Below are 17,477 nucleotides of genomic sequence, written 5' to 3' on the forward strand. Positions count from 1 at the left end.
CATTCTTCATCATCCTATAACTCGAAGTGCCAATCCCTTTAACGATAGGCATTAATTCATTAGAGGATAGACACCAGCAATAGCACTTTTATATTTGCAGGAGTAATGCCAGAGTTCCCCGCCTTGGATAAGGAGGGGTTAGGGGTGGTTGGACCCGGTACATCTCATTAACCATCAAAAAAATCAATCCACATAATCACTTGTCAAATACTCAGGCCCAATTCTTGCTAAAAAGAGAATGCACCAAAACAACAGATAAATCGTTTGTATGCAGTGTGCCCAAAAGCAGCGGCTTTGGCAAATAAGAGATCAACAATAAAACATGAAGCGCACGCTTAAGCAGATCATAAAATTTATAGTTACTAGGGTTATGGCGCCGTTTGTACGGTTGGTACACGGAGAGCTGTCACCATTTTTCCGAAGCCTTAAAACAAAATTTACCCGCACGTATTGGCAGCATAAATGGGCGGAGTGGCGCGAAAGCAGCAGCCAAAACAACTACAAATTCCTTTTCAGAATATTTTACAAGCTGGCATTGGTATTTATACTTGTGCTGGTTCTGTTTTATTTCGCCATATACACAGGTTTCTTGGGAGGCATGCCCTCTACAAAAGAGCTTAAGTCGGTGCATAACAACACAGCCTCCGAAGTATACGCTGCAGGTGGCGAGTTACTGGGCCGTTACTATATCCAAGACCGCACGAATGTAAAGTATGCCGACATCTCCCCTGCCGCTATAAAAGCCTTGATTGCCACCGAAGACGTGCGCTTTTACGAACATAGTGGCGTGGACCCGCGAAGCCTTGCCCGTGTACTTGTAAAATCGTTGCTGATGCAGAACGAGAGCTCCGGCGGTGGCAGTACGCTTAGCCAGCAGCTGGCAAAAAACCTGTACCCGCGCAAAAACTACTGGTTTGGGGATATGCTGGTAAACAAGCTGCGCGAGATGATCATTGCCCGCAAACTGGAGAGCCTCTATTCTAAGGAAGATATCCTGGAGTTATACCTGAACACGGTGCCTTTGGGCGGAAACTTGTATGGCATTGAACGTTCTGCACAGCGGTTTTTCAATAAATCTGCCGGAGAGCTCAAGACCGAGGAGGCCGCTGTGCTGATAGGCATGTTAAAGGCTACCACCACGTACAATCCAAGGCTGGCTCCAGAGAAATCGAAAGTGCGCCGTAACGTAGTACTTAGCCAGATGGCCAAGTATAACTACCTCACTCCTGCTCAGGCCGACTCGCTGAAGCAGTTGCCCCTGAAGCTGGACTATAACGTAGTAAGCCACAACGATGGTTTAGCGCCATATTTTAGAGAGCAGCTACGCCAGGAACTGGTGCAGTGGGCTGCAAGTAAAAAGAAGAAAAACGGTGAGCCATACAACCTCTACAAAGACGGACTTAAGATATACACTACCATTGATGCCGGAATGCAGCGCCATGCAGAGTCCGCGGTGCGAAAACAGATGGCCCAGCTACAGAAAACGTTCGATGCCCATTGGCGCGGCCGCTCTCCCTGGGGGCGCAACTCTGATGTGATTCAGCTGGCCATGCAAAAGTCCGACAGGTACAGGAAAATGCAGACTGCCGGAGCTTCTGATGCCGAAATAGCAGCAGCCTTTCGGGAGCCTCGCCAGATGAAGGTGTACGGCTGGAACGGCAGCAGCCAACGTACCATGAGCCCTTTAGATTCTGTGGCTTATTACCAGCGTTTCCTGAACACAGGCTTGTTTTCTGTAGAGCCACACACCGGTTATGTACGTGCCTGGGTAGGCGGCATCAACCATACAATTTTTAAGTATGACCATGTACGCTCCAAGCGGCAGGTAGGCTCTACGTTCAAACCAATTGTGTATGCGGCGGCTCTGGAACGCGGCATTGAACCCTGCGACTACTTCCCGAACGAGCGCATAACCTACGACACAAACGACAACTGGTCGCCACGAAACGCTGACGAGAAGTATGGCGGTGAGTATACCATGCGCGGTGCGTTGGCACATTCTGTCAATACTGTTTCGGCACAGATCATTATGAAGACCGGCGTAGACAGAACCGTACGCATGGCACACCGACTGGGCGTAGAAAGCGAACTGCCAGAGGTACCATCCCTGGCACTAGGCACAGCAGACCTTTCTTTGCAGGAGATGGTAACGGCTTATGCTACTTTCGCTAACCGCGGCCTGCGAGTAGATCCAGTATATATCACCAAAATCACAGACCGTAACGGTAACATCATTCGCCAGCACCAGGAAGGACATGATGCTAAAAGAGTGATTTCTGAGAAAACAGCTGCCATTATGCTTTACCTGATGCAGGGTGTGGTAGAAGAAGGAAGCGCTTCTAAGCTTCGATCTCAGTTCGGTTTAAAAATGGACATTGCAGGCAAAACAGGTACTACGCAGGATAATGCCGACGGCTGGTTTATCGGTATTACACCGCAATTAGTTACCGGCGTTTGGGTAGGTGGCGAGAGTCCGCAAGTGCGATTCAGAACGCTGGAGTTAGGCCAGGGCTCACGAACAGCCTTGCCAATCTGGGGCGATTATATCCGTCGCATCGCCATTGACCCGGCTTACAAAGGCTATTATAACAGTAAATTTGCCTCCTTGCCGCCAAGTATACTAGCTGATTTGAACTGCGCCTCTTTTAGGGCTGAACCGCCAAGAGAGAACTTCCTGGAGCGTGTATTTAACAATGTGACCGAGAAAGCGGCACAGTCTTTTGAGGAGTGGAAAGAAAGCTGGAAAAAGCGCCGCGAAGAAAGGAAAAAGGAGAAACGTAAGAAAGGGGAGAGAGATTAAGTATAAAACAGGAGGGCCGCACCATGATGGTGCGGCCCTCCTGTTTTATACTTAGCATATGATGATCTTAGGCAGGCATATGGTCCAACGCTTTAATCTCTGTTTTATATGCTCCGGGTAGTATAGCCTCTTTCAGCAGCCAATCCAGGTTGAACTTGCGGGTAATCTTGTAGATGGCCAGTACTGGCACCAGCCAGGTAGTACTACCGAACTTAAGCATCCTGGCTACAGTTTTTGGCACTACCAATTTCTGCGCCTCCCAAAGTAAAACATACCGGATAGGCCCAAGGTGTTTTCGGTACTGCTTGTACAGATCAGAAGTATACTTGCTTTCCTGCAGATTCTGAACCAGGTGCTCCTCACGTGCTATCAGCCACTCCTGAAAAGTTTGAGGCAGGTCTTTTAACCCCATGCGGCTACCTACTCTGTAAAACGTATCAAAAACTTCTGCTTTCTCAGTCTCACTTAATTTCCGCTCCAACAGTTCGTAAGATCGGATGGAGTAGTCAATAAGCATGAAAAGCACGTCGCGGTACGCCCAATCCGGTATAGAATAACCCCGCTTCTGCTCTACACCGGCATGTATAGCGGCCATCTTATCTATGGCATTATTCGCTACTTCTTCGGTAGAGAACACAATCTGCCTCGCATAACCAACCGTTGAGAACAAACGACCAAGCGGATCAGCAGGCAGCCGACCGGTAAAGTATAGCCAGTCTACAGCTCTATTTAAGGCGAACTCTGCAGAGGCCCCGGCAAAAATAAAAAGCACTGTATCGCTTTTGCCCCAGATCTCCCTTACAACCGAGTTCTCATCTACAAACATCTTCATACTTTGGAAACGAAGGAGCAGGTAAAAACGTGCCGCATCTGCTAACTGAAATGAGATTTATACTTTAAATCTTAAGAACTAAACAGTAGCTCCCGTTAGCACATGTTTTTCCAGGTTAATAAGGTCCTGCAGCAGTTCCAGCGATACCGGACCTGGCTTACCAGAACCTATTGTATTTCCGTCTATCTGCACAATTGGCAGAATGCGTTTGGTGGTACTGGTCAGGAAGGTTTCTTTTGCCTGCATCACCTCCTCCAATGTGATATCACGCTCTTCTGCTTTATACTTTTTAGAAGCCAGTGCCATCACATTTTTGCGGGTTATACCTTTGAGTATGTTTTGTGCCGGCGTTACAACAGTGTTATCCTTTGTAACGATAAAGAAGTTACACCTAGGAAACTCTGTTACAATTTTGTCTTTAAAGTAAAGCACCTCTTCAGCGTTTCGCTCTCTGATTCGGTGCTGCAGCCAGATGCCTACTGAGTAGTTAATGGTTTTTACAAGCGGAAAGTCGCGTAGGTATTCGTGTGTGATGATGCTGATTCCCTTTTCTACTTTCTCTTTTGATGGCAGCACCAACGGTTGCTGTTGTATAACCAGATTTGGAGCCGTCGGGTCGAAGCCGTTTTCAGAATAGCCACCTGTCAGGATCATTTTCACACCAGACTCTTCCAGGTTATTTAAATTGATGAGCTTTTCCAGAATCTGCTTCAGTTCCTGCTTTGTGTGAGGCACCTGCAGATGCATGTGGCTAGCCGAGTTATAAAACCGCTCCAGGTAATCATCCAGGAAAAGCGGGGTTAGCCTGTCTACCTTAAAAAATTCAAAAACACCATAACCACGCTGAACAGCTAGATCGCTTACATGCAAAACAGCCTGCGGTGCCGGCATAAAATCACCGTTTACAAATACATGGTAGGTAGGTTTTGTTTCCATTTTTCACAGCTTTATGGTTAAGGCAAATGTATCAGAATTTCTATTATACGCTACTAAAACTGTAGTTTTATACGCACAACTCCGGTTGTTTATACTTTTTACGAAATCTATACTAAGGACAGCAGTAGATTAGAAATATGCAATCAAAAAAGTTTGATTTTTTAAAAATTTAGGTTTTCTTCGAACTAAATACAATAATCAATCCTTTATAGTGTTTAGCTTAACAGGTGTTCGCACCTGCGCCAGGTAGTGTCAGCCTACTCGGTTTATACTTATCTGGTTCTTTTTCAACCTTTTTAAAATACTTAAATAATTGTTCAAGATTATGAAGGCATTTATTTTATCCCTGGTTTTAATGTCGTCTGTTGGTGTTACTACCCAGGCACAGAACACAGCTACGAAAGAGGCGAAAGCGTCTGAACAACTGCAAAATCAGTTTAAAAGCCTGAAAGATAACGCTAACAGTTACAGAGAAGGCAGCCGTGAATATAAAGTAGTTAGCGTAAGCGCCATGGATGCTTTCTGGAATAGCGTAGAAAGCAACATTAAGGCTACCGAAACTAAGCTGGATAAAGCCAGAAGCGGTTCTAAAGAGGAACTGGAGCAAGCGCAGTCCAAAATAGATGCCCAGCAGGCACAGATTGAGGCGCTGCAAAAAGACAATGCCTTGAAGGACGAGGAAGTAAAGAAAAGCGATAGCATCTCTGTTTTCGGTGTCCTGTATATTCCAAAGCAGGCTTTCGTGATCATGATGTTCTCTATTATCGGACTGTTGTTAGTGGTAGCTGCTGTTTTCTACTTCCAGTTTAAGAATAGCAAAGTAGTTACCGACCAAAAGAAGAGAGCTTACGACGAAATTGACGCTGAATTGCAGGAGGTAAAGAAAACTGCACGCGAGAAAGAACTTAAACTGAAGCGTGACCTGCAGACGGAGATGAACCGCATTGACGAACTGAACCAGGAAATAGCTGCCTTACAGAAAAAAGCAATGGCATAAGGTATTCGAAGTATAAAAGAAGAAGCCCCGGAAAGTATAAAGCTCTCCGGGGCTTTTTGTATTATACTCCCCCTCTTTACCCTGTCATTTCGAGCACAGCGAGAAATCTTTTTAAAATTTGTGCAGAAGGAATTTTATAGAGATCTCTCCTATCGTCGAGATGACAACTTACGTTTAGATGCATGTGATTATGCTAAGTTATTTTACACAAAAAGAATTGCATCTGAAACTTTTAATCGTAATTTTACGATAATAAAAATATGGGAGCTACAAAGACAGAAGAATTTACACTGGCCGACATTACGATAGCCAAATATGCGAAGGCGCTGGGACACCCGGCACGCATTGCCATACTTCGCATTTTGTTGGAACGTACCTCCTGCATTTGCGGCGATATTGTGGAAGAACTCCCCTTGTCGCAGTCAACAGTATCGCAGCACCTGAAAGAGCTGAAAGAGGCGGGTTTGATAAAAGGTGACATTGAGGGCAAGAAAGTTTGCTACTGCATAGATGCCCAGGCCTGGAAAGAGGCACAGCAACTGCTACAGGTAATGTTCGGCAAGTATAAGCCATGCGACACTAGCTGCTGCTAAAAAAATTTGAGAAGATTAATCGTAAAATACCGATAAATTAAATTTAGAAACTATGAACAACGCAGAAGAATTAAAGAAGATCGTTCGCGAAAAGTATAGCGAAATAGCCAACCAGAGCAAAGACCAGAATGAGGCCTCATGCTGTGGCGCCACAGGTTGCGGCACCGTAGATTACGCCATTTTTGCCGATAACTATACCGAGCTGGAAGGCTACAATGCAGATGCCGATTTAGGTTTAGGATGTGGCCTGCCAACAGAGTTTGCCCAGATTAAAAAAGGCAACACCGTGATAGACCTAGGCTCTGGCGCCGGCAACGATTGCTTTGTAGCCCGTGCTTTAGTAGGCGAAAACGGAAAAGTAATAGGTGTGGACATGACAGAAGCCATGATCAAAAAAGCCCGTGAAAATGCTGACAAGCTGGGTTTTAACAATGTAGAGTTTCGCCAGGGTGAAATAGAGGACCTGCCAATTGCCGGCAACCGCGCCGATGTGGTGGTAAGCAACTGTGTACTGAATCTGGTACCAGACAAGCAGAAAGCATTTGCCGAGACCTTCAGAGTACTGAAACCGGGTGGCCACTTCAGCATTTCGGACGTGGTGCTGGTGGGCGAGTTGCCAGAAGGACTTGTAAAAGCCAGCGAAATGTATGCAGGCTGTGTTTCCGGGGCAATACAGAAGGTAGATTACCTGCAGATCATACGTGAGGCTGGTTTTGAGAATATTACTATCCAGAAGGAGAAAGCCATTCAGGTGCCCGACGAGATTCTGCGCGATTACCTAAGCGAGGATGAAATAAAAGCTTTTAGAAACAGCAATACCGGCATTTTCAGCATCACAGTTTACGGCGATAAACCAGCCGCCTCTGCTTGCTGCGAGCCTGGTGCCGGCTGCTGTTAATAATTTATACTTTTATTAGCTGTTCACAGACGATTGTCATCCCCCTTCAAAGGGGGCAGGGGGATGACAATCGTTTAATAACAACAATCACCACAAACAACACATGGAACACTGCGCACCTGCACACAACCGGAAACGGCTTGGCTTTTTAGATCGCTACCTTACCCTCTGGATTTTTCTAGCCATGCTGGTTGGGGTAGGTATAGGCTATTTTCTTCCTGAAAGCTCCGGCTATGTTAACTCCCTCTCCAGCGGCACAACAAACATACCCATTGCCATTGGCCTAATCCTGATGATGTACCCGCCGCTGGCAAAAGTAAATTACCGCCTGCTGCAGAAGGTATTTGGTAACGTGAAGGTGATTGGGTTGTCGCTGCTGCTGAACTGGGTGATTGGGCCGTTGCTCATGTTTATACTTGCTATTACCTTTCTGCGCGACTACCCCGAATACATGACCGGGCTTATACTTATAGGTTTGGCGCGTTGCATTGCCATGGTGCTTGTCTGGAACGACCTTGCTGACGGCAGCCGGGAATATGCAGCCGGACTTGTGGCGTTGAACAGTATTTTCCAGGTATTTTTGTACAGCTTCTATGCCTGGCTTTTCATTACCAAACTACCACCACTTTTCGGTTTTGAAGGCGCCATTGTAGACATATCCATTGGTGTGATTGCGGAAAGTGTGGCCATATACCTGGGTATTCCGTTTCTGGCTGGTGCGCTGAGCCGGATTATACTTGTGCCGCTTAAAGGCCAGGAGTGGTACCAGACCAAATTCATACCTGCCATCTCCCCTATTACGCTCATTGCGCTGCTGTTTACCATATTGGTTATGTTTAGCTTAAAAGGCGAGCTTATTGTAAGTATACCTTTTGATGTGCTGCGCATAGCCGTGCCGCTGGTGATATACTTTGCTATCATGTTTTTGGTAAGCTTCTTTTTTGGCAAGGCGGCAGGTGCCAACTACTCAGAGAACGCATCGGTGGCCTTTACTGCCGCAGGCAATAACTTTGAGTTGGCTATTGCAGTGGCTATTGCCGTGTTCGGCATCAACTCCGGCGAGGCCTTTGCCGGTGTGGTAGGCCCCTTGGTAGAGGTGCCTGCCCTAATTGCCCTAGTAAATGTAGCCTTCTGGCTCAGAAAGAGATTATACACGAATCAAACCACCTCCGAAATAGCATGAGCTTACTACCTGCACTCGCCAAAACCACAGAGCAGCTCACACAGAGCTTTGACCTGGTACCTGCTGAAAGGAAAGAACTGCTGCAACAGCTCAGTAGCTACATCCGGAAGAAGACAGAGGCAGACCAGCCAGTAGCCTTGGTTTTTATCTGTACACACAACTCTCGCCGCAGCCATATATCTCAGCTTTGGGCACAGGCTGCCGCTGCACACTTTTCCATCGATAAGGTGACCACTTATTCCGGAGGCACAGAGGCTACTGCCTTCTACCCTGCGGCAGTAAAAGCGATGCAGCAAGTTGGCTTCGAAATTCAGAAAAACGAGGAGAAGCAGAATCCAGAGTATAAAGTAACGTATGCTGCCGACAAGACTCCTGTAGAGGTATGGTCTAAAAAGTTTGATGATTCGGCAAACCCTGCATCAGGTTTCTGCGCCATCATGACCTGCTCTGATGCCGACGGCAACTGCCCCTTTGTACCAGGCGCGGAGCAACGCATTGCCATCACCTACGAAGATCCAAAAGCATCAGACGGCACAGCCGCGCAGGACGAAGTATACCTGGAAAGGGCCCTGCAAATAGGCCGTGAAATGCTGTTTGCCTTCAGCAAAGTATAACTCCACACAAACAAAAGAGGCGGCTCACAAATCATGTGGCCGCCTCTTTTCAATTTATATTTTACTTACGCCTGCTTTACCAGCTGAATTTCGGCGTTTAACTTAATCTCGTCGCTTACTACTACACTACCCGCCTCAGTTACTGCGCTCCAGGTTAAACCATAGTCTTTACGGTTTATTTTACCTGTTACTGTAAAGCCGGCTTTTGTCTGGCCGTAAGGGTCTACTACAATACCGCCAAACTCCACATTAACAGTAACCGGTTTGGTTGTACCACGAATGGTCAGGTCGCCGTTCAGTTTATACTCATCATCCGAAACCTTATCGAAGCCTTTACCCTCGAAACGCACCTGCTCATGATTTGCCGCATCAAAGAAGTCCTCTGACTTAAGGTGCGTATCACGCTGCTCGTTATTTGTGTTTATAGAGTCTACATCAGCTGTAAAAAGAACTTTAGATGCCTTTGTAAAATCATCATCTTCAGTCTCTACCTCCACGTTAAACTTCTGAAAATAACCTGTTACAGTTGTGATCATCAGGTGTTTTACTTTAAACTGAACTTCGCTGTGCGCCGGATCCACCGACCATTTAGTAGTTGCCATATCTGTATATTTTTAATTAATGTTTATGATCTAAGCTATACTTCGTAAAAAGTTAGATGTTCTTTCGATACGGAAAAGAACACTTTACAAGTATGTACATCAAATGTATATACATATAATATACCAAACAAGTTTCATCTATACTTTTTATCTTCCTGAACATTATAAGAGTATACACTATCTGGCTCAGCCTTTAACCTACAATGACAGCATACTATAATACTTTTGCGTTTGGAGAGTTAAGAAGATGGCAGGAGGAAATGCAGCAGTCTCCTACTTTTCTGAATGCAGTAGCCCGAAAACTGCAGTACAAAATAAACAGCTATATACCGGACAGAATACATGCAGCCATAACTGCCACCATTAAGCAGATGACCCGTGCTATGCTTTTCGGGGCCGGAATAGTAACCACAAAGCCACTGGAGGGTTTAAATCTGCAGCAAAGAGAGCTGATGGTGCTGGAACGGATAAAATTTTATCAAAATGCAGCTGCCGCTGAGGGAGGTGTCACTGGGGCCGGCGGTATACTTTTGGGTCTGGCAGATTTCCCGCTGCTGCTTAGCCTGAAGCTAAAACTGCTCTTCGAGATCTCTGCCCTTTACGGCTACGATGCCTTCGATTACCGGGAGCGCGTGTACCTGCTGCACATTTTCCAGCTTGCCTTCAGCAGCCACGAGCACCGCCGCGATGTATACCTGCAAATGGCTGATTGGGAAACTCAAAAGCTGCACCTGCCTGAGGATATCAACGAGTTTAACTGGCGCGCCTTTCAGCAGGAATACCGCGATTACATAGACCTGGCAAAAATGGCACAGATGATTCCTATAATCGGGGCACCAGTTGGAGCAGTGGTAAACTATCGGCTGATAAAAAAGCTGGGTACTACTGCCATGAATGCCTACCGTATGCGCTGGAAAGAGCAGCAGTTGCTAAACGCTTCGCCTCAGCACTAGTAAGTTCTACCAACCAAGGCTTCTTCTCACCTGCAGGTTCACACCTAACGTATAAGGCCGCAGCCCAAATGGTTCCCGCTCTTTAAAGGTAGATCCCAGGAAGTAATTCAGTGCCGGCATAACCGTTAGCTCATACTTAGGGTGCAAAGCCACATTGTAGCCTACACCTACCTGCAGGTTATAGTTAGACTGTTCCAGTATGTTGTTCTTGTCCGGGAATACAATAGTTTCTATCCATTCGCCATTTCTGTACTCCTTGGTCTCCCCTCTCAGTAGTAGGTTCATGCCACCTGCGAACGATACATTCAGTCGGGTGCGCAGGGTTTCTAAAAAGTAGTAGTTCACGCCAAGTCTCAGGCCACCATAAGTATAAGAGCTAACCAGTTGGCGGTCTTCTGTAACCTGAATGGCCTCCACCATTATTTTCCCATCTGCAGTCTGCCGCATGACGCTGCCTCCTACTTCGCCTAAAGTATAAGTATAATCCACGTTCTCCTTCAGGTTTACCACAGATAAGCCGGTTTCTAAAGTAAGTTTTGATTTGATGGCTTTGCTTACACTTATACCTGCTTCGTAGCCCATCCGCTCTGGGTCTAACTGGCTTTTGGTATTGAGACGCGTGATCAAGACATCATCCTCGGCGTTTGGTGTGAACTTACGGAAAGCGTAGCGCGGTGCAAAATAAGCTCCTACAGCCCAACCTGATGGATTGCTTAGTGTAGGTTTCTCCTTTTTCGGTTTCGCGGCGGGCTTCTGCTCCTGGCTACTAGAGTCTGTAGCAACAGTTGTGGCAACAGAATCTGCTGCAGCCAAGGGTAGTATTTCTGTTGCAGCCTCACCTGTTCTGGCGCTGTCAGGCATAGCAGAAACTGCTGGCTTAACAGGCTCCGCAAATACTATCTCTTTTTCCTTTTTTAGCGTATCCTGGGCTGTGGCTAACGAATACATCTCCTGTCTTTCGACAGTTGATCTTTTAAGAGTTACAGAATCTACAGGAGTTGCTGACACGCTTATATTTATACCTGATGCCTTGGGCTTATATATTCTTGTTCTCTCTTTTACGCTGCCTAGCGTTTCAGGCGTTGCTGTTGATATTGCTGTTTTAGGTGCTTGTGCTGTTACTCTAAGCCTTACCCTGCTTTCTGTACTGCTGGTGTTTTCTGCAGGGTTGTTTGGCTGTATAACTCTACGTGCCCGTGGTGCAGGTTTATACTTTGCAGCTTCCTGTTGTGGCTGTGATACTTCTTTTTCTGCAGCAGCTGTAACTTCACCTGCTGCCGTATATTCTGTTGCTGCAGGTTCTGCTTTTTTATCAAGTATAAAGTATACTCCTATGCCGGTCAGAAGCAGCAGCAGGATGGCTCCGAACCACCATATAGGGCGCCAGGATCTATCCGGCGGCTGTATCTCTGCTTTAATGCTCTTCCATCCGTCAGCAGGGGGCTCCTGTTCGAGCTCCAGCAGCTTACGCCGTATTTCTTCCAGTTCTTTGTCTGTCAGCATTGCTCAGATATTGAAAATTTTAACAGCGTCTTCTTTAAATGGCTTTTAGCCTTGGCCAACTGTGATTTAGAGGTACCCTCCGCTATGTTCAGCATCTCGGCTATTTCGCGGTGGTTGTAACCTTCTATCACATACAGGTTAAATATTACCCGGTATCCCTCGGGCAACTGGTTTATCAGCAGCAACAGTTCCTGGCTGTTTATCTGACTCAAAATGTCCTCGCCAGAGGGTGCGCTCTCTTCTATGGTGCTGTAGTCTAGCTGCTCTTGGTACTTTTTATTTTTATGGTAATGGTTAATGGCTGTATTCACAAATATGCGGCGCACCCAGCCTTCAAAGGAACCGCCGCTGTACATATTTATACTTTTAAAAACCTTTACGAAAGCCTCATGAAAAATATCCTCGGCCTCGAATCTGGAGTTGGTGTAGCGTACACAAACTGCCATCATCCGACGCGAGTACAACTGGTAAAGCTTCTCCTGGAAAGACGCCTTATCCTGCTTACAACCCTCTATAATTTCTTCCTCGGTGTACACCTCTTACCAATTACACTATACTTTTTGCACAATGCGCTCTCAATACTACAGCCAGTTAAACAACAGCACTTCTTATGTTAATTTCCCGGCTTACAGCAGCCTTTCCGCAACCGGAGCAGGCACTTAGTTCTTTAGGCTACTCTACTGTTATCCGAACCTCCGCTTCCAGGTATTTGTCGGTACTACTCCCGGTATACCCATTGGGATAAAATTTGTATGTAAAGGAATCAACACCCACAAACCCTTTAGCAGGAGTATAGATCCACACATCATTCTTCCATCCTTCAAAGTAATTAACATACCTTACCGTACCTCTTGAAGGTGCATTATAATAAGCTGCCACACTAGGTGAGGGGCAGATAATATCATTTACAAACATCCTGATTTCTACTGGCTTGTCTCGTTTTGTTTTAACAAAGTCGGGCTGTATTGTAGTAGTGCAGTTAGCAGGATCAACTGGTTCTTCTACAATAAGCTTGATTTTGGCCGTTTTGCAGGTCTGTCCGCTGCAAACCTGGTAGGTAAGGCTGTCTGTACCTACAAAACCGGGGTTAGGTCTGTACCCCATTGTCCCCTCAATCCCGTCAAAGTTTGCTACAAGTGTTCCATTTATCGGGGTGCTATAGGTCTTTTTATCAAACGATACTATTGTATCATTCGCCTCGCTGTGCACCCTGCTTGTTTTGTTGTTGTACACATACAGGTTATCCGGGTGGATCTTTAAATCTCCTCCAAAAGAAACTGGAACAACGTCTTCTTCAAACTGATCGCAGGCGGCAAAACATCCTATGCAGGCAACCAGAAGCAGTATTGCTTTCATACTTATGGGTAATCGATTCATAGCTGTAGATTATCTTTGTTTAATGCTTGTACCGGTAAGACCAAGCTTCTGAAAAAAGGGTTGCCTTGCTCAAAAAAACTTTTGAAGATAAGTATAAAACACAGACGCATAGCTGCTAACACACAAAAATCCTGTTGCTATGGCTTAAAAATTGTCGTTATACTTAACGCTGCACCTGATTTTGAAAAACTCACCTCTATATAGGCTCTCAAGTTTTTGTATCTTGCCCTATAACATCTCAAATCAAAGTATAACCAGTTGAGCAAGCTACCAAATCGGGCCTACTTTAGCCCCGGCAACGACTGCCTTAATGCCATACTCGAAAGTATAAACAGTGCCGAACACTCTCTTAAAATCTGTGTGTTCACCATAAGCGACGACTGGATAACGGAGGCACTGATACGAGCGCATAAGGAAGGGGTACATGTGAAAGTATTAACAGACAACGAAAAGTTGTTTGATAAAGGCTCCGACATTAGAAGAATTGCAGCGGCGGGCCTGCCCGTTCGGGTAGACCTGAGCCAGTACCACATGCACCACAAATTTGTCATTATCGACAACGAAGCTATACTTACCGGTAGTTATAACTGGACCCGCAGTGCCGCCAATTATAACCATGAGAACGTGCTGATTACCCACGATCGCGATACTGTTTTAGCTTATTGCCAGGAGTTTGATAGGCTCTGGAACGAAATGGAAGTTTATACTTATCAGCCTGAATAGTCATACATTATACTTTAGCAATTCCTATTTCTTAAAACTGTGATCAACTACAACCCCAAAGACTGGTTCATCTTTATTTTCAGGATTACTAAGGCCGATACGTTTCGCAGATTGCTCCCGCTTATGCTGGCCGTGAGTATATATTCCGGCGCTATTGCTTACGTAGAATTAAATTACCTGAGCACCGAAGAGTCGCAATACATCCGCAATTTTGGCATGATGCACGGGGTGTTGGGCTTTGTAATATCGTTGCTACTTGTATTCAGGACCAACACCGCCTACGACCGTTGGTGGGAAGGCCGCAAAGTATGGGGAGGCCTCACCAACACCTCACGCAACATGGCTATTAAGGTCAACGCCATGGTACGCGCAGAAGAAGACAAACGCTTTTTCAGGTTGATGATCCCAAACTTTGCCTTTGCGCTTAAGAACATGCTGCGCGAGAACGAGAATTTTGAGGAACTGGACCCGGTGCTGGACCTGAAGCGTGGCCGCCATTTGCCAAACCAGATAGCCGCTGCCATATACAGCCGGGTAAATGCCCTGCACGAAAAGGGTAATTTGTCTAATGCCCAGATGTTAGCCCTAAGCGATGATGTGAAAGCCCTTACCAACCACACCGGCGCCTGCGAACGCATTAAAAACACGCCTATCCCATTTACCTACAGTGTGTTCATTAAAAAATTCGTTTTCTTTTATGTCATCACGCTGCCATTTGGCTGGTCGTTTAGCCTTGGCTATTACATTATACCGGTGGTAGTGCTTATACTTTATGCGCTGGCCAGTTTAGAGCTAATTGCTGAGGAAATTGAGAATCCCTTTGGTACCGATGACAACGACCTGCCAACTGACCAGATCTGCCACAATATTAGAAAGCATGTCGCAGAGCTATTGAGTTAAGGCCGGTAAAACAGAAGTATCTATTCTTAAAAGTCCAGCAATTGCCTAAAAGAAAAAAGGCCACTCCAGATAAACCGGAATGGCCTTAGTAAAACTATATGGGTATTATCTAACTATATCTCTACCGTTAAACCTAATGTAAAGCTGGCACCACGTCCTTTGATGTAGTATTGGTCAAACATCAGAAACTGCGAACGAGCCGGAAAGTAATCAGCATTGAACAGGTTCTCCACACCCAGGTTAAAGGTTGTAGAAGGAGACATCCTGTAAGAGGCTGCAAAATTCACGATACTGTACGGGCTAACCTTACCTTCGTAAACTTTGTAAAGCCCCGTTGACTCCTGCACCGTAAAGCGATCTCTTTCACCGGAGCCGATCAGGTCTGCTCTCAGGTTCAGGCTCTTGATTGGAGCATAACGCACATAAGCAGTAAACTTTGGTGCTGATATTCTTTCCCCACCTAAATAAGTATCTTCTGTATCAGTAAATTTACCATTGTCGTTTACGTCGCGCTTGCCCTCTACATAAGAGTAAGTAGCCCCTACTGTCAGGTCGCGGGTCGGGTTAACATCTGCTGCAATTTCAAAGCCGTGCACGCGCTCTGGCAGGCGAAGTATGTTGTAAAAGCCGTTCTGCTCCACAAAGCTAGAACCTAGGTCTGACTGGCTAATAAAAGCCGTTGCCTCTACTCTGTAAATTCTGTTTTCGCTGGCAAAACCCGCTTCATAGTTATTCACAATAACGGCCTCAGTCTGGATAAGCGCGATATCGTTTACCGTTGCCCTACGCAGCAGCACACCTAAGTCGGCCACAGAAAAGCCCTGTGAAAAGTTAACAAACGGTTTAAAGTAGTCGAATCGGTTATACTTCAGGCCGCTGTTAAACACCAGGTTGTTGTACTGCAATTCTCCACCCTTCACATTTACGCTGTTGCCAAAAGTTTTCGTGTTGTTGTTATAAGGCTTAAGGGTAGTATAGTCCGGCACCCCTATGTTGATGTTCTCAAAGCGAACGCCACCGTTAAATACTAGGTCGTTAAAGAATTTAGCTTGTAACTGCAGAAACGGTGCTGTGCTTACCATATCCATCTTCGGTACCCAGGTTCTGCCATCCAGCAATGGCTGTGATGTTACGTCATTCAGCAGGTCAAGTCCATAGATCAGGTCGCCGTTTACGTTACTGCCAAAACCAAACGGGGTATTTAGGTCGAAACGCAGGCCTTTTTTAGAAGACTGAATCGTAGACTGACCGCCACCTTCAAATGTTGGGCTATATACAAACACGGTGCTGATGTCCTGTACATAGGCGCTTACATTCACGTTGGTGTTCAGGAACAGGCTATCGTAAGAGTACTTCAGCAAACCATTATGGTTCCAGCGGGTGCCTTCCGGAGAGCCTTGTACTGTACCTGGCACAGCCGTAGTTTTACGGTCCTGCTTTATACTTCCCATTGCTTCCGTCAGGTGCGATTTTATCTGGCTGCCGAAGTAATTATAGCTTACCTGTACATGCTGCTTAGCCGTAATATCATAGCTCAGTTTGCCAAAGGCGTTGCGGTTCTCTAGGTTACTCATGCCGTAAATTGGTCCGATGATGTCGCCATCAGCATCTCTTGCCACACCTGTCTGCTCATATCCACCACTTACAATGTAGCCTAGTTTACCTGCCTTGCCATAAAATGATTGATTTATTCTGCCACCAATGCTTTCTTTTGTGTTTGTCAGAGAGCCAGTAGAAGCCAATTGGGTTTTAGAAGAGAAGCTTTTGATCGCGTCGGTATCTTTTGTGATGTAATTGATAACACCACCGGCTGCACCGTTACCATAAATAGAAGTAGCGCCTTTTAGTACCTCGATGCCCTGCAGCACGTGCGGGTCAATGGTTCTTACATCTACCGAACCGTTGCGGAGCGGTGTAGACTGCGGTACTCCATCCACCATTACCAATATCTGGCGACCTCTCAGGGTCTGGCCCCAGTTGCTGCTTGTTCCGGAGGCATGGCCCATGCCCGGCACCGTTACCGCCAATATATCGATTGGGTTATTGCTTACCTGCTGCTGCTCCTGCAGTAATTGTGTATTTATAGAGGTGATGGAAGCAGTCAGGTTCTCTTTGCGCTGGTCACGCTTACGTGAAGTAATCACCACTTCGTTCAGCATACTAGGGGCATCTCCTAAAGCTACCGAAAGCTCTCTTACCTCCCTGTCCTGTACTTCTACTACCTCTTTTTTAGTTTGGTAGCCAATGGCAGACACAAAAACAGTATATTTGCCTGACTGTAAACCAGAGATGGTAAAATTACCCTTTGCGTCTGATGTAGTGCCTTTTGTCGTGTTTAAGAGTGCCACAGTCGCGTATTCAACTGCGTCGCCTGAAGAGTCGGTTATAGTACCCACAACTTTTGCTGAGCCAACCTGTGCATAGGTAAAACCTGCAACAGTTAACAGCATCATTAAGAGTAGAATCTTTTTCATATGTTTATTTAGATCAATTTTAAATAGATGATGATGCAATATTATTCCCTATTTAGAATCATTCCAAACAAACAAGTATATAAATTTTAAAT

Annotated in this window: 16 protein-coding genes; 9 read left to right on the forward strand and 7 right to left on the reverse strand. The window is 45.9% G+C overall.

Features of this window, described 5'->3' with window-relative positions; translation table 11 throughout:
• Positions 1-322 precede the first annotated feature (322 nt).
• Positions 323-2,800, forward strand: coding sequence for a penicillin-binding protein 1A (locus H8S84_RS17030; RefSeq protein WP_187068570.1), 2,478 nt, complete (start codon positions 323-325; stop codon positions 2,798-2,800).
• A gap of 67 nt (positions 2,801-2,867) precedes the next feature.
• On the opposite strand, the gene H8S84_RS17035 is transcribed toward H8S84_RS17030, so the two are convergent.
• Both H8S84_RS17035 and H8S84_RS17040 read right to left on the reverse strand, forming a co-directional pair.
• A complete protein-coding gene (locus H8S84_RS17035) occupies positions 2,868-3,632 on the reverse strand; it encodes an oxygenase MpaB family protein (protein WP_187068571.1) in 765 nt (254 codons plus the stop codon).
• A gap of 78 nt (positions 3,633-3,710) precedes the next feature.
• The gene (locus tag H8S84_RS17040) at positions 3,711-4,568 is read right to left on the reverse strand and encodes an aminotransferase class IV (protein WP_187068572.1); all 858 of its coding nucleotides are present in this window, start codon (positions 4,566-4,568) and stop codon (positions 3,711-3,713) included.
• A 325-nt stretch (positions 4,569-4,893) separates the two neighbouring features.
• Between H8S84_RS17040 and H8S84_RS17045 the strand changes: the two genes are divergently transcribed.
• The 5 genes from H8S84_RS17045 (at position 4,894) to H8S84_RS17065 (ending at position 8,853) form a co-directional block, all read left to right on the forward strand.
• Complete coding sequence (locus H8S84_RS17045) at positions 4,894-5,565, forward strand: hypothetical protein (RefSeq protein ID WP_187068573.1); 672 nt, start codon at positions 4,894-4,896, stop codon at positions 5,563-5,565.
• Positions 5,566-5,825: 260 nt separating this feature from the next.
• On the forward strand, positions 5,826-6,158 hold the full coding sequence (locus H8S84_RS17050; protein WP_187068574.1) for an ArsR/SmtB family transcription factor: 333 nt from the start codon (positions 5,826-5,828) through the stop codon (positions 6,156-6,158).
• 52 nt (positions 6,159-6,210) lie between these two features.
• The gene (locus H8S84_RS17055; RefSeq protein WP_187068575.1) at positions 6,211-7,056 is read left to right on the forward strand and encodes an arsenite methyltransferase; all 846 of its coding nucleotides are present in this window, start codon (positions 6,211-6,213) and stop codon (positions 7,054-7,056) included.
• 103 nt (positions 7,057-7,159) lie between these two features.
• A complete protein-coding gene (gene arsB, locus H8S84_RS17060; RefSeq protein ID WP_187068576.1) occupies positions 7,160-8,239 on the forward strand; it encodes an ACR3 family arsenite efflux transporter in 1,080 nt (359 codons plus the stop codon).
• Positions 8,236-8,853 carry a low molecular weight phosphatase family protein gene (locus H8S84_RS17065; RefSeq protein ID WP_187068577.1) on the forward strand — a complete coding sequence of 206 codons (618 nt, stop codon included), beginning with the start codon at positions 8,236-8,238 and terminating at the stop codon, positions 8,851-8,853. Before arsB ends, H8S84_RS17065 begins: the two co-directional genes overlap by 4 nt.
• 65 nt (positions 8,854-8,918) lie before the next feature.
• Here H8S84_RS17065 and H8S84_RS17070 read toward each other — a convergent pair whose 3' ends face one another.
• Positions 8,919-9,455 carry a YceI family protein gene (locus tag H8S84_RS17070; protein WP_187068578.1) on the reverse strand — a complete coding sequence of 179 codons (537 nt, stop codon included), beginning with the start codon at positions 9,453-9,455 and terminating at the stop codon, positions 8,919-8,921.
• Positions 9,456-9,658: 203 nt separating this feature from the next.
• Here H8S84_RS17070 and H8S84_RS17075 point away from each other — a divergent pair, with 203 nt between their 5' ends.
• Positions 9,659-10,408 (forward strand): EcsC family protein, encoded by a 750-nt coding sequence (locus H8S84_RS17075; RefSeq protein ID WP_187068579.1) that lies wholly within the window; start codon positions 9,659-9,661, stop codon positions 10,406-10,408.
• 6 nt (positions 10,409-10,414) lie between these two features.
• Here H8S84_RS17075 and H8S84_RS17080 read toward each other — a convergent pair whose 3' ends face one another.
• From H8S84_RS17080 to H8S84_RS17090, 3 genes are all read right to left on the reverse strand, one after another.
• Complete coding sequence (locus H8S84_RS17080) at positions 10,415-11,911, reverse strand: porin family protein (RefSeq protein ID WP_187068580.1); 1,497 nt, start codon at positions 11,909-11,911, stop codon at positions 10,415-10,417.
• On the reverse strand, positions 11,905-12,447 hold the full coding sequence (locus H8S84_RS17085; RefSeq protein WP_187068581.1) for an RNA polymerase sigma factor: 543 nt from the start codon (positions 12,445-12,447) through the stop codon (positions 11,905-11,907). Before H8S84_RS17085 ends, H8S84_RS17080 begins: the two co-directional genes overlap by 7 nt.
• Before the next feature lie 136 nt (positions 12,448-12,583).
• Positions 12,584-13,267 carry an Ig-like domain-containing protein gene (locus H8S84_RS17090; protein WP_187068582.1) on the reverse strand — a complete coding sequence of 228 codons (684 nt, stop codon included), beginning with the start codon at positions 13,265-13,267 and terminating at the stop codon, positions 12,584-12,586.
• Positions 13,268-13,546: 279 nt separating this feature from the next.
• Here H8S84_RS17090 and H8S84_RS17095 point away from each other — a divergent pair, with 279 nt between their 5' ends.
• Together H8S84_RS17095 and H8S84_RS17100 are read left to right on the forward strand one after the other, a co-directional pair.
• Positions 13,547-14,011 (forward strand): phospholipase D-like domain-containing protein, encoded by a 465-nt coding sequence (locus H8S84_RS17095; RefSeq protein WP_187068583.1) that lies wholly within the window; start codon positions 13,547-13,549, stop codon positions 14,009-14,011.
• 39 nt (positions 14,012-14,050) lie between these two features.
• Entirely contained in the window at positions 14,051-14,911 is an 861-nt protein-coding gene (locus H8S84_RS17100) for a bestrophin family protein (RefSeq protein ID WP_187068584.1), read from the forward strand.
• Between the two features lie 113 nt (positions 14,912-15,024).
• Here the strand turns inward: H8S84_RS17100 and H8S84_RS17105 are convergent, their stop codons facing one another.
• The gene (locus H8S84_RS17105; protein ID WP_187068585.1) at positions 15,025-17,385 is read right to left on the reverse strand and encodes a TonB-dependent receptor; all 2,361 of its coding nucleotides are present in this window, start codon (positions 17,383-17,385) and stop codon (positions 15,025-15,027) included.
• Positions 17,386-17,477: the final 92 nt, after the last annotated feature.

Source organism: Pontibacter cellulosilyticus, from assembly GCF_014306105.1.
GTDB classification, from domain to species: Bacteria; Bacteroidota; Bacteroidia; order Cytophagales; family Hymenobacteraceae; genus Pontibacter; species Pontibacter cellulosilyticus.